Source organism: Microbacterium wangchenii (assembly GCF_004564355.1).
GTDB classification, from domain to species: domain Bacteria; phylum Actinomycetota; class Actinomycetes; order Actinomycetales; family Microbacteriaceae; genus Microbacterium; species Microbacterium wangchenii.
The window spans coordinates 677,943-690,768 of sequence record NZ_CP038266.1 but is presented as its reverse complement, the minus strand read 5'-3'; the positions used below and the strand labels follow the sequence as shown (position 1 = coordinate 690,768).

Annotated in this window: 12 protein-coding genes; all 12 read right to left on the bottom strand. The window is 70.8% G+C overall.

Annotated features, from left to right (window positions below; genetic code table 11):
* Positions 1-3 precede the first annotated feature (3 nt).
* The 12 genes from E4K62_RS03285 to E4K62_RS03230 are packed head-to-tail and all read right to left on the bottom strand — an operon-like array spanning position 4 to position 12,807.
* A complete protein-coding gene (locus E4K62_RS03285) occupies positions 4-873 on the bottom strand; it encodes a DUF6492 family protein (RefSeq protein ID WP_205805876.1) in 870 nt (289 codons plus the stop codon).
* Positions 863-2,323: an O-antigen ligase family protein gene (locus E4K62_RS03280; protein WP_135063518.1), complete on the bottom strand. Its 1,461-nt coding sequence runs from the start codon at positions 2,321-2,323 to the stop codon at positions 863-865. Before E4K62_RS03280 ends, E4K62_RS03285 begins: the two co-directional genes overlap by 11 nt.
* A 14-nt stretch (positions 2,324-2,337) precedes the next feature.
* Positions 2,338-3,342 (bottom strand): YveK family protein, encoded by a 1,005-nt coding sequence (locus E4K62_RS03275; RefSeq protein ID WP_135063515.1) that lies wholly within the window; start codon positions 3,340-3,342, stop codon positions 2,338-2,340.
* Positions 3,339-4,025 carry a hypothetical protein gene (locus E4K62_RS03270; protein ID WP_135063513.1) on the bottom strand — a complete coding sequence of 229 codons (687 nt, stop codon included), beginning with the start codon at positions 4,023-4,025 and terminating at the stop codon, positions 3,339-3,341. The genes E4K62_RS03275 and E4K62_RS03270 overlap by 4 nt, the downstream gene beginning before the upstream one ends.
* On the bottom strand, positions 4,022-5,131 hold the full coding sequence (locus tag E4K62_RS03265) for a glycosyltransferase family protein (RefSeq protein WP_135063511.1): 1,110 nt from the start codon (positions 5,129-5,131) through the stop codon (positions 4,022-4,024). Before E4K62_RS03265 ends, E4K62_RS03270 begins: the two co-directional genes overlap by 4 nt.
* Positions 5,128-6,363 carry a glycosyltransferase family 4 protein gene (locus E4K62_RS03260; protein WP_135063509.1) on the bottom strand — a complete coding sequence of 412 codons (1,236 nt, stop codon included), beginning with the start codon at positions 6,361-6,363 and terminating at the stop codon, positions 5,128-5,130. The genes E4K62_RS03265 and E4K62_RS03260 overlap by 4 nt, the downstream gene beginning before the upstream one ends.
* Positions 6,360-7,826 (bottom strand): oligosaccharide flippase family protein, encoded by a 1,467-nt coding sequence (locus E4K62_RS03255; RefSeq protein WP_205805875.1) that lies wholly within the window; start codon positions 7,824-7,826, stop codon positions 6,360-6,362. The genes E4K62_RS03260 and E4K62_RS03255 overlap by 4 nt, the downstream gene beginning before the upstream one ends.
* Positions 7,827-8,957 (bottom strand): DegT/DnrJ/EryC1/StrS family aminotransferase, encoded by a 1,131-nt coding sequence (locus tag E4K62_RS03250; RefSeq protein WP_135063507.1) that lies wholly within the window; start codon positions 8,955-8,957, stop codon positions 7,827-7,829.
* Entirely contained in the window at positions 8,954-9,580 is a 627-nt protein-coding gene (locus E4K62_RS03245) for a NeuD/PglB/VioB family sugar acetyltransferase (RefSeq protein WP_135063505.1), read from the bottom strand. The genes E4K62_RS03250 and E4K62_RS03245 overlap by 4 nt, the downstream gene beginning before the upstream one ends.
* 5 nt (positions 9,581-9,585) lie before the next feature.
* Positions 9,586-10,734 (bottom strand): DegT/DnrJ/EryC1/StrS family aminotransferase, encoded by a 1,149-nt coding sequence (locus E4K62_RS18770; RefSeq protein WP_135063503.1) that lies wholly within the window; start codon positions 10,732-10,734, stop codon positions 9,586-9,588.
* Positions 10,731-11,726, bottom strand: coding sequence for an NAD-dependent epimerase/dehydratase family protein (locus E4K62_RS03235; protein ID WP_135063501.1), 996 nt, complete (start codon positions 11,724-11,726; stop codon positions 10,731-10,733). The genes E4K62_RS18770 and E4K62_RS03235 overlap by 4 nt, the downstream gene beginning before the upstream one ends.
* A gap of 28 nt (positions 11,727-11,754) precedes the next feature.
* The gene (locus E4K62_RS03230; protein ID WP_135063499.1) at positions 11,755-12,807 is read right to left on the bottom strand and encodes a Gfo/Idh/MocA family protein; all 1,053 of its coding nucleotides are present in this window, start codon (positions 12,805-12,807) and stop codon (positions 11,755-11,757) included.
* Between the last annotated feature and the right edge of the window lie 19 nt (positions 12,808-12,826).

The window sequence follows — 12,826 nt, the reverse complement described above, 5'->3', positions numbered from 1 at the left end:
AGGTCAGCGAAACGCTCGGAGCGCGCGGCGTCGTTCGTCCAGGGCGGTGCCCGACTTGGCTGACACCATCACCGCGACGTCGGTGGGGGCCGCCCCGCGCAGGAACTCCTCGAGCTCTGCACCACCCAGCGGTGACTCGTCGGAGTGGTTCACGCAGTGCATGTCGTCCGTGTGGCCGGCGGCTCCCGCGATCTCGTCGATGAACACGCCGTACAGCACCATCTCGGAGAAGTGCAGTTGACGGGCGATCGCTGCCCACCACGGCCGCCCCGTGACGTGCTCGACCCGCGCGAACATCTCGCGCACGGATGCCGGGCGCCACAGGCACGGCCAGCAGATGTAGTCGGGACGCGTGGCTTCCGAGGATGCGGGGATCCCCAGCATCCGGCGCGCGACCGAGTCCCACATCATGTGCCGCGGGAGGCGCCCGTCCACGGCGCCGGGAAGACGGTACAGCGGCACTCGACCCTCGGGCGCGTAGGTGGAGAGATCGAACGGCCGCGTGAACACGACATCCGAGTCGACCAGGAGCACCGCATCGGCATCGCTGGCCGCCGTGGCGGCGAGCTTCACGATCTGCTGTGCGATCCAGCCCCGCACGGGCGGCCACGGCCCGCGCACGTTGCCCCACATGTTCGCACCGGGGATCTTGATGAGCCCCCGCGGCAGCACGTCCCGCACCCGCTCGACGCGCACGGTGTCCGACACGAGGGACGAGAAGGCGCCGACGTCGCCGGAGGGAACGATCAGCCGATGCGTGACCGGCTGGCGCGCGAAGGTGCGGATGCTGTGGACCAGGTCACGGCACAACTCCAGGTCGGGCCGGTAGCTGGGGGTGACGATCTCCATGGTGCGCACGCCATCAACGCTCATCCTGAACCTTCCTGCCCTGGCCGGTGGTCCTGCCGGCGCCGCCGCTCGCCGCCGGTGCCCCACCTCGGGGCTCCTTCTCGAGCAGCCCCTGCAGACGCGTATCGGCGTCGAAGAGGGCCTTGTCGGCCTCGCCGATCGTCCGGATCGCCGCGGTGAGCCCCATCACCAGGAAGAACAGCCCTGCCGAGATCGGGAAGCTCAGGCCGTCGAAGAAGAGGAACAGCGCCGCCAGGGTGGCCACGGATGCGGCGATGGACCGCGCGAGCGTGCGGGTCTCGCCGTAGGGCGAGCGCCGGCTGGCGCGGATCGCGCTCCACATCGCCGCCACGATCAGCGCGGTGAAGCACACCAGCCCGAGGATGCCCAACTCGATGGCGATGAGCACCCACTGGTTGTCGAAGATGTAATAGCGGGGAAGGAAGGTCCCGAAGCCCTGGCCGATGAGCGGTGACGCGCCGATGAACTCCGGCACCCGTGCCAGGGCGTTCGTGCGGGAAAGCGCACTCGGGTCGCCCGCTGCGTTCGTGAACAGCGACAGCACCGTCCCGAACAGACCGGGCACGGCCGCGATGACGATCAGCGAACCGCACAGCCCGGCGACCCCTATGACCCAGCGGTATGCCTTGGGCAGCCCGGGCACCGAGGCGACGACGGCAACGACGAGCCCGATGAGGGCCGACCGTGAGACGGCGAGCATCGACACGAGCGCGATGAGAGCCGCCGGCGTCCACCACAGCAGCGCCTGCCGGCGCGTGGCCGCGCGATATCCGCCCGCGATGGCGGTGGCGATCGCCAGCGGGAGGACGCCCACGATGGATGCGGTGAACTCGAGCGGATGCGTCGCGGTCCCCGAGGCGCGCGTGAAGTCGCCGCGGCTGTCGACCCCGCCGAGGTCGACGGAGACACCGGGGAAGCTGTGCACCCACTCGAGCAGGCTCGAACCGGTGAACGACTGCGCCAGACCCAGGACCGATGCCAGGGCCGCGACGACCACGAGCCACCGCACCAGCCGTGTCGCTTCGTAGTACGTGCGCACCCCGTCCATCGCCACGAGCAGCACACCGCCCCACGACATGAGGCGAAGCAGGGCGGTGATCGCCGGGGAGACCTGATCGGCGGGCTGACCGCGCAGCATCGCGGCGGCGAACGCCACGAGTGCGACCACCACGAGGGCGGCGTACGCGAACCGGATGGGCTGCCAGACCGGGCGAGCATCGACGGTGCGCTGCTGCAGCCGCGACAGGACCCACCACACCAGCAGCAGGATGCCCCAGAGCAGCGCGGGGCGGCCGACCGAACCGAGCGGTCCGAGTGTCACGTTGGAGGGGACGGCGAACAGCAGCACGAGGTACACCGTGATCATGGTGGTCGCCGTGACGCCCCGGGGCGCGGTGAACCCGCGATGGCGCCACGCCTCGACCGGCGGTGCGATGGAGCGTTCGAGGGTCATGAGGCTGCTCGGGCTCACCCGCGGCGGGCGGCGACGGGCCGGGACTTGTGCCGGGTCGCGGCTTTGGCGGGACGGCGCGGCGCGGCAGCGTCCTTGGCCGGCGCGGCGGGCGTCGGGGACGGAGCTTCGACGTTCTCGTCCGCGTCGTCGTCCGGCTCGGACGGCGCGACGGACGCGGTCGACCAAACGTCGCCGTCCTCGGCGCTGCGGTCCTCGACCGCGGACGCGGGCTCGGGCTTGGGCTTGGGCTCGGACAGGCTTCCCGCCGTGTTGACGTGGTCGCCGGCTGCGACCTGCGGCTCCGGCGAACCGTCTCGAGCTCCGATGGGGCCGGCGCCCGTCAACGCATCGTCTTCGTCGTGCACGAGTGCGTCGTCGTGGCCGTCCCGCGGGCCGCCGCGCCCGCCGCGTCCGTCTCGTCGCGAGCGGGTGACGAGTCCGTCCACCGCGCTGGCGATGAGGAGGACGAGGAGTATCCCACCGGCGGCGACCGCGGCGCTCAGCACGATACGGTCGCGCTGCTGCGGCTGGCTGACCTGGTCCACTGCGATCGGCGTCACTGTGATGGCGTCGTCCGCCGGCACGCCCTGCGCACCCTGGAGGTCGGCGACGATGGTGGCGGTGCGCTGGACCATCTCGGCGATGATCTGTCCCGCGGCCGCGTCGCTGGGTGCTGTGACCTTGATGAGGATGACCGGACCGGATGTCGTGGGGTCGCGCGTCACTTCGACCTCGGATCCGGGGTGTTCCTCCACGATGTCGCGGAGGGCGTCCTCCGCCCCGACGGCGCGCACGATCACGTCCGCAGCGGAGGGCAGACCGCCGAGGTAGAGGTAGGGGTTCGTCGCCTCCTCCGGCAGCGTGCCCATGCCCGGGAGCAGGATCTGCGTGGCAGTGCGCTCGTACGCCGGCTCCGTCACCGACCACGTGTACACCCCGGCAACGGCGGCCAGGAGGATGCCCGGTAGCACGATGTACCAGCGTCTGATCAGACCACGGAACGTTTCTGCAAGATTCATGCGGTTACCCCTTTGGACAAGATGAGTGCGGCGTGCCGGTGCTTTCTGCGCCGGACGAGCAGATCGAAGGTGACGGCCCCCCACCCCCCGGCCAGGAGTGCCGCGACGGACATCGTCGCGAAGGCCGCCAGCTGGGCGGTCCGCGACGGAGCGATGAAATCGATGCGCATGGTGAGAGGTTCGACGTGGGCGACGATGCGCTCGTCTGCTGCAGCCGTCGCCGCGCCCAGCTGTGCGTCGACCACCTGGCCGATCTGCGTCAGGACGCGACTCTGCTGCTCGAAGACCCAGGCCTCGGTGCGGCCGACGATCTGGATGTCGATGATCGCGGACCCATAGTTCGGCGCCCACTGGCTGCCGTCGTCGCGGAGACTGACGAGCACGCCCTCACGGACGCCGGCGCCGTAGAACGGCGCGTCGCCACTGGAGTACCGCGGCGTCGGGCGCCCTCGGTTTATCTCGGTCGACACGGCACCGGCGAAAGCGATGACGCTGGCGTCCTTGGACCCGTTGTCGGCCTCGAGGGTGCTCGCTGCGGGCAGGGTGAAGGTCACCACCGTCTTGGTGGAGTACACCCCGCCGTCCTGGATGAACAAGACCGTCAGGAGCGCTGCCGCCGCCGCTGTCGCGACGAGCACGTACCATCGTCGGGCCAGCGCGGCGATGAGGTCCCGGAACGTCATCGTGCACCCCCTACCCGAACAGTAGCGCGTGCCTCCGCGCGATCCACGAGATCGAGGAAATCCTCGGCCCGGCGCTGCCACGTGTGCGATGCGACGAACGCGCGCCTGGCCGCGTCGCCGGCCTCGTCCGCCCCACGCCCGACGAATCCCCGAACCGCGCCGAGGAACTCGTCGGGCGTCCGGGTCACCGCGACATGAGGGGTGTCGAGCCAGCGGGAGGCGGGCAGGTCGCTGGAGACCACGGGCACTCCGGCGGCGAGATACTCGAACGTCTTCAGCGGCGAGCTCGCGCGGTTGAAGTCGGTGTCGGCGTACGGCGTGAGTCCCACCGAGATCTCGGCGAGGTGGCCCGCCACCGCCGCCGCCGGAACCCGGCCGCGCCAGTCGACGAGCGGATGTGCCAGGAACCCGTCGAGTCGCTCACCGAAGGAGGGGTCGCGGTCGGCCCGCGGCCCGACCACGCGCACGCGGATCCCGGCCCCCGGCAGCGCTTCCAGCAGGTCGAGGTCGAGACGTTCGTTGAGCTGACCCACGATCCCGGCGATCGGCTGCCGCGTACCCTGCACCGTCGCATCCATCGCCGCCGTGCCGTTCGGCAGCACCACGTCTGCGGCGGCGAGCGCGAGCGCGGGGCTGACGACGGCGACGATGTCGGCCTCCCGGCGATTGCGGCGCAAGCCGCGCGTGATGGCGCCGCGGGGCAGCTGCATCAGCGGAGCACCGGCGACCCAGTCGTCGGTCACGTAGAGCACGCGCGCGACGCCGCCGGCGCCGGGGAAGCGGGCCAGCGGGTTGGCCACCACGACGGCCGACGCACCGCTGCGGCGCACGGCGCGAGCCAGCGCCCTGCCCCGCAGCGCGTCGGTGGCGAGCCTCATCGGCCACCGCGTGAGCGCCGGAGGCGCCGTGACTCCCAGTCGGAGGACGCCGGGCACCTCGGTCTCGACGCCGTCCGCGGGCGCGGCGGGCCGCCCGAGCGGCTGCGGCGGGTCGATCCACCACACGGCACGCAGGCGCGCGATCTCCTCGACGATGCGTCGGTCGGTTCCGGCCGTCTCGTTCCACGCGACGCCCGCCGACCAGACGAGCGGGGTGCGTCGCATCATCGGGTTCCCCGCCCGGCGACAGGTTTGGCGTTGAAATCGTCCATCGACTCGCGGCCCAGCGCACGGCGCACCCGCTTCGCGCCGTAATAGCGGGCGTAGCGGGCATAGGCCGCGGCCTCGGACGCACGCGCGTACGACGCCGGTGACGAGGCGGCATCGGCATAGATGCCTGCCTGCACCTCGGCCGCTCGCGTCAGGGAGAACCGCTCGCGGACCACGGTGAGCCCGAACGCGCCCAGTTCTGCTCGACGCGCCGCATCGGTGAGGAGCGGAGACAGTGCGGCGTCGAAGGCAGCGGCGCCGATGTGCATCCCCTCCCCCACCCCGTACCATCCGGTCCAGAGGAACCGGTCGAGCGACGAGGGTTCGCACGTGCGCCAGAACCCCTGCTCGCCCTGCACGATGAGCGGCGCCCCGAACGCGAGGGCACGCAACGCCGACCCGCCCATGCCGAGGGCGATGTCGGCGGCGGCGTAGGCCGGGCGCGGGTCGTCGAGCTGCCCCGTGAGGACGACGGCACGCCGGCCCGCGACGGCGTTCGCCGCCGCGGCGGCGCGTGCGACGTCGTCGCGGGCCGGACCGTCACCGACGAGTACGAGCTGCACAGGCGTGCTGCGCGCCAGCCGGCCGATCACCTCGATGGCGGTGAGGGTGCCTTCGAGCTTCAGCTCCCGCGCGAACCGCGCGACCGAGACCACCGTGAGCGCGCTCAGGTCGAGCTGGTGCGCCGCCCGGAACGCGGAAGCGTCGCCGGAGGTCGGGTGATTGTGGGCGAGGTCGACAGGAGGCTCGATGACGGACACTCGAGCGCGACCGCTCCGGCGCTCGGCGTCGGCGATCTGCTCGGTGCCGACGACCAGGTCGATCGACCGCGGGATGAAGGGCGGCACCGACATCGACATGACGGTCGACACGATGGCGGTATGGCGGCCACCCGGGAACGCGAGCACCGCGTCGAGGGTCGGCGGCCACTCGTACCCGTGCACCAGGTCGACGGCGCGCTCCTGGACGAGCGCCCGCAGGGCGCGTGCCGTGGACGGAGAGGGACGCTTGCCGGGCGGCGGCGCCTCGACGAACTCGAGACCCAGTTCCTCCACGCGCTCCACGAGCGCCCCTCGCCGGCCGAAGACCAGAACGTCGTGACCGAGATCGCGTACCGCGCCGGCGAGTTCGACGGCGTTCAGCTGGCTGCCACCCATCCCCAGCTCGTGGGGGTAGACGACGATCCTCATGACGCCTCCTCCGCCACGACCACGTCGGGTCGGAGGACGCGCATGCTCCCACGGGACAACGCGAGGGTTCCCGCGATCACCGCGAGCGCGAACGTCCCTGCAGCCAGTGCGGCCAGGAGGTCGAGCTCGATCAGGTATGCGGCCAGAAGCGCCCCGACACCGGCCGCGACACCGCCGAGGACCGGAACGATCGACGTGCGGACCAGTGCCCCGACGTGGACGCCCGCGCGCGACAGCGCCCAGGCGTAGCAGCCGACGAGCACGACGGCGGCGACGGCGAGCTGCGCAATGGCGACTCCCTGCATCCCACCCAGGTTGGCACCGACCACGAGCGCCGGAATGAGCGCGAGCACCCAGATGATCTGGATGACCATCAGGGTGCTCGAGCGGCGCCGCACCGCGAGGAAGTCGTACGCGAGCTCGAACGCGATCCGCAGCACCGCGTGCAGGGCGAGCCACTGCAGCGCGAGGGCCGCCGGCGCCCACACCTCCCCGTAGACGAAGGTCACGATCGGCACCGCGGCGCCCGCCACGAACGTGCACACCGGGAGGGCGACCACGAGCAGGAGCCGGAAGGCGGCACGGAAACCCGCGTCCATCCGCTCCGGATCGTTCTGGATGCGCGCGAACGCGGCCGGCGCGACGGCGCGCACCGGCTGCGACAGCATGCTCACCGGCCACGACGCCAGGTTGAACGCGAGGAGATAGAACCCGAGCGCCTGAGCCCCGAGAACCGACCCCACGACCAGCTGATCGGAGTAGCCCACCGCGAAGACGACGATGCTCGCGCCGGCCAGCGGCAGACCGAATCGGAGCAGTGCGCCGGCGGAGGTGCGATCCCAGCCGAAGCGCAGCGGGAGCGGTGAGAACACCAGCAGCATGATGGAGAACACCACCGTGGCCACGACGCGCCCGATGGCGAGGCTCATCGCCCCGAACCCGGTCAGCGCGAGCGCGACCGAGATTCCCGCGCCGAGCCAGATGTTCACCTGGTCGGCGGCGGTGCGGCGCCCCTGCTGGTACTCGCGCTGGAGCAGCGCCGCTGCCGTGGCGACCAGTCCGTTCAGGGGCACGCACACGAGCATGAGCCGTACGACGTCGGTGGCCTGCGGGTCGCCCATGGCGGCCGTGAAAGCCGGCGTCGCGGCGTAGGCGACCCCGAAGAAGAGGAGGCTCGCGGCGACCGAGATGGTCGTGACCGTGGGGGCGATCGCCCGAGGATCCTCTTCCCAGCGCACGATGGCCAGGCTGACGCCGAGCTCGTTGACGCTCAGGACCGCCATGAGCGCGACGAGCGCGACGGCGTACGTCCCGAACTCCTCCGGCCCGAGCACGCGCGCGATCAGGATCGAGATCAGGAGGGTGCCGAACTTTCCGAAGGCCGTGTTCGCGAAGCTCCACACGAGGGCGCGCCGCGCACCCGGCGGTGTGACGATCGAAGGCCGCCGCGTCGCGGTGCTCACTCAGGCCACCGGAACGAGGGCGCGACTCATCGCTGTGGACAACGCCGCGGCGACCCGCTCCTGCTGCTCCTCGAGCAGGTGCGGGAACATCGGCAGCGAAAGGATGCGGTCCGCCGCGGCCTCGGCCACGGGGAACTGTCCGCGCTGGTACCCCAGGTGGGCGTACGCCTCGGTGAGGTGCACGGGCGTCGGATAGTGGATGCCGGCGCCGATCCCGTCGGCGGTCAGCTCGGCGAGCACGCGGTCGCGCTCCTCCACCCGGATGACGTAGAGGTGCCACACGTCGGAGTTCCCCGGTCGCACCGACGGGAGCCGGACGCCCTCGATCCCGCTGAGGATCTGCCCGTACCAGGCCGCTGCCTCCTGGCGCGAGGAGTTCCACGCATCCAGGCGGCGGAGCTTCGCCCGCAGCACGGTGGCCTGCACCGCGTCGAGACGAGCGTTGAACCCCACCCGGTGGTGCACGTACTTCGTGGCGCTGCCGTGGGCCGCCATGTCCCGGACGGTCCGCGCGACTTCGGGATCGTCCGTCATGACGGCACCGCCGTCGCCGGCCGCGCCCAGGTTCTTGCCCGGATAGAAACTCGTTGCCGCGACCCGGCCGAGCGAACCGGCACGGCCCGCGGCCGAAGCGGCACCCTGCGACTGCGCGGCGTCTTCGATGATCGGGATGCCGTCGCGCTCGGCGATCGGAGCGAGCAGCTCGACCGGGGCGGTCTGACCGAACAGGTGCACCGGCACGATCGCGCGTGTGCGCTCGGTGATGGCCGCCGCGACGGCATCGGGGTCGATGAGGAGGTGCTCGTCCTCGACGTCGACGAACACCGGGACGGCGCCGATACGTGAGGCGGCCTCAGCGGTGGCGATGAACGTGTTGGCCGGCATGATCACCTCATCGCCGGGGCCGACGCCGACGGCGCGGTACGCCAGTTCGAGGGCGTCGGTGCCGTTGGAGACCCCGACCACGCAGTTCACGCCGAGATACGCAGCGTACTCCTGCTCGAAGCCGGCGATTTCGGGGCCGCCCATGAAAGCGGCGGAGCGGAACTGTTCGCGCCACTTCGGCAGCACCTCGTCGATGATCTCCGCCTGCTGCGCGGACAGATCCAGGAACGGCACGTTCTCGGTCATTTCGTTACCCCCAGTCGTCGGGCCGGGACACCGGCCCAGATTTCACCGGCGGGGACATCGGAGAGCACTGCTGCTCCCATCCCCACCGTCGCGGCGGCACCGATCGACAACCCCTGCCGCACCGCCGCATTCATTCCGATGTACGCGGCTTCCCCCACCCGCACACCGCCCGCCAGCGCGACCCCGGAGGTCAGTGTGGCGAAGTCTTCCAGGACGGCATCGTGGGTGATGACGCAGTTCGGCATGACCACCACATGGCGGCCCAGCCGCGCGTCCGCCGTCACCACGACACCGTCGAGCAGGATGCTGCCCGACCCGACATCGCTCGTGGTCCCCATCCGCGCCGACCGCGCGACATACGTCGCGTAGCGCTCGGCCGCGACACCCGACCGGCCGAGCCGGCGCACCACCTCACGGCGGGTGCCGCTGGGTCCGATGCACACGAGGAGCTGCTCGTTCCCGGCCGCGGCGTCCGCGACAGGGCCGACCACGGGCACGCCGGCGATCTCGGTGCCGTGCAGCGACACATCGTCATCCAGGATGCCGGCGACGCCGGTCATCCCCGCCGCCAGTACCTCGCGTGCGAGGCCGCTCGCCCCCACGAGCAGCACTCCCTCCCCCACAGCCGTCACTCTCCGGGATTGCGCAGCACCGCGATCACGCGGTCCTGATCGGCGGTGGTGAGCGTGTGGAACAGCGGAAGGATGAGCGTCCGGTCGGTGAGCCGCTCGGTGACGGGGAGCGTCCCCTCCGACGCAAGGTGCCGGTACGGCGCATGCCGGTGCGCGGCCATGATGCCTCGCCGCGCCGAGATGCCGGCGTCGGCGAGCGCGACGAGAAGCTGCTCGCGATCGAGCGGATAGGACGCGTCCACCTCGACCCACAGGGACTGGAAGTTGCTGGTTCCCCATTCCGGGTCGTCCACGAGACGCAGGCCACGGATGTCTTCGATCTCGCGCCGGTAGCGCGCGGCGTTGACCCGGCGGCGTCCGACGACCTCCGGCAGCTTCGACAGCTGCACGATGCCGACGGCGGCCTGCAGGTCGGTCATGCGGAAGTTGTACCCGATCTCGGCATACTCCTCCGGCGGCGACACCAGGCTGGCGTGCCGATCGGCGGCGGAGATGCTCATCGCGTGCTCGCGGAGCGCACGGGCCCGTGCCGCCCACTTCGGATTGCTCGTGGTGAGCATGCCGCCCTCGCCGGTGGTGAGGATCTTGCGCGGGTGGAAGGACCACGCGGCCAGTTCCGCGCCGGCCCCCACCGGGCGCCCCTTGTAGGTGGAGCCGGCTCCGCACGCCGCATCCTCGATCACCACGATGCCGAAGGGATCGCACACTGCGCGCACCGCGTCGAGGTCGACGGGGATTCCGCCCTGGTCGACCACGATGACGGCCCGCGTCTCGGGCGTCAGCGCCGCGCTCACCGTTTCGGCCGTGACGTTGCCCGTCTGCGCATCGACGTCGGCGAACACGGGACGCGCACCCACATAGGTGGGTGCGTTCGATGTGGCGATGAAGGAGAAGGAGGGGACGACCACGTCGTCTCCCGGTCCGATGCCGGCCACGATGAGGGCGAGGTGCAGGGCCGTGGTGCAGTTCGACACTGCCACGGCCTCCGTGGTCTGCATGGCCTGCGCGAAAGCCGACTCGAACTCGGCGACCTTGGGGCCCTGTGCGACCCATCCGGACTCGATCACCGCGGTCACCGCGGCGACTTCGTCCGCGCCCAGCCACGGGGTCATCACGTTGATGCGCGACTGCTGAAGGACGCTCATGCCGCCACCACCGTCCGGCCGAGGCCGATCTCGTCGCGCAGCGGACGCCACCAGTCGACCAGCATCCGAAGGCCCTCTTCCAGCTCGATCCGCGACTCGAAGCCCAGATCGCGGCGGGCGGCCTCGGTGTCGGCGAGGCGGCGGACCACGCCGTTCACAGCGCGCTCCGGACCATGCTCGACATCGAGGTCGGAGTCCATCGCCCGCAGGAGCGCCTCGGCGAGACCGAGCAGGCTCGTCTCGGTACCGCTGGCGATGTTGTAAACACCCTCGACGATGTCGCTCTCGGCAGCGAGGAGGTTCGCCCGCGCGATGTCGGGCACGCAGACGAAGTCCATCGTCTGCTGGCCGTCGCCGAAGATGAGCGGCGGCTGGCCGTCGGCGATCCGCTCCATCCACCGCACGAGCACCTCGGTGTACAGGCCGTGCACATCCATGCGGGGTCCGTACACGTTGAAGTAGCGCAGGACGACGTAGTCGAGCCCCTGCATGGCGCGGAAGCTGCGGATCAGTCCCTCGTTGAACGACTTGGCTGCACCGTAGAGCGTGTCGTTGTTGTGGTGGTGGTGGCGCTCACCCGTCGGGAACTCCTCCGCCATGCCGTAGACGGACGCGCTGGATGCGGCCACCAGCTTGCCGACGCGGTGACGAGCGGCCGATTCCACCACGTTGAAAGTACCGTCCACGAGCACCTCGAGCGCGAGGCGCGGCTCCTCCGCGCACTGCGTGATGCGGATGGCGGCCTGATGGAACACGATGTCCTTGCCCGCGACGAGCTCGTCGACGAGGCCCGCGTCGCGGATGTCGCCGTCGATGAGTTCGACGTGGCCGGTTGCCAGCGCCTCGTCGAGGTTGGCACGGCGACCGCGCACGAGGTTGTCGAGCACCTGGACGCGTCCCGCCCCGGCCGCGACCAGCTGGTCGACGAGCGTCGACCCGATCGTCCCTGCGCCGCCCGTGACCAGCACGTCGGCATTGTGGATGTTCACCATTCGAATCTCTCCCCTGTGAAGTCGTGAACTACGCGGCAACGCGCGTGGTGGTCTGCTGTGGTGCGCCGAAGCCGTTCAGGCTCTCGTTCGCCGCCTCGAGTACCGACAGCACCCGGAGGCCGGCTTCCCCGTCCGTGCGCGCCGGTCGGCCTTCGCGGATGGCGGCGGCGAACTCGGTCGCGACGCCGGCGAGCGCTTCGCCCTCGGCCAGGGCCGGAGCCCAGGTGTCACCGAGGCGGTACGAGATGTGCGCGGAGCGCGCATCGGTGGTGGTGGCCTTGGACACCTCGGCGATATCGACGCCCCGGTCATAGACGCTCACCCGCTGCTGCGGGTTGAGGTCGTCCCACACCAGCGTGCGCTTGGTGCCGCCGATGACCATCTGCCGGATCTTCGTGGGGCTGAGCCAGTTGACGTGCACGTGCGCCATGGCGCCGCCGGCCAGCGGCATGGCGAGGTAGCCCACGCATGCCTTGCCGGTCTGAAGCGGGTCGGCGCCGTGCGCGGAAACGCTCGTGACATCGAGTCCGCCGGGCAGGACGAAGTCCATGATGGAGAGGTCGTGCGGCGCCAGATCCCAGAACACGTCGACGTCGGGCTGGATGAGACCGAGGTTGATGCGGACGCTGTCGACGAACAGGATGTCTCCGAGGAACCCCTCGGAGATGAGCTCGCGGATCTTCAGCACCGCCGGCGTGTAGCAGTAGGTGTGGTCGGCCATCAGCACCAGACCCCGCTCGGCGGCGCGGCTCACCATTTCCCTGCCCGCCGCACGGCTGTCGGCCAGCGGCTTCTCGACGATGACGTGCTTGCCTGCATCCAGCGCGGCCATCACGATGCGGTGATGCGTGCCGGCCGGCGTCGCGATTGCGATCGCATCGATGAGCGGGTCGCTCAGCACGTCGGCGAGGCTCGTCGTGATCGGCGCGCCGCCGACGCTTTCCGCCACCCGGCGAGCGCGGTCGATGTCGAGGTCGCAGATCGCGGCCAGGTTCCAGTCGTTGCTGTTGCGGAAGTTCCGCGCCAGGTTCGGTCCCCAATATCCAGCGCCGATGACGGCGATGTTCTTACGGTCGGTCACGGATTCCCCAATCCACGTT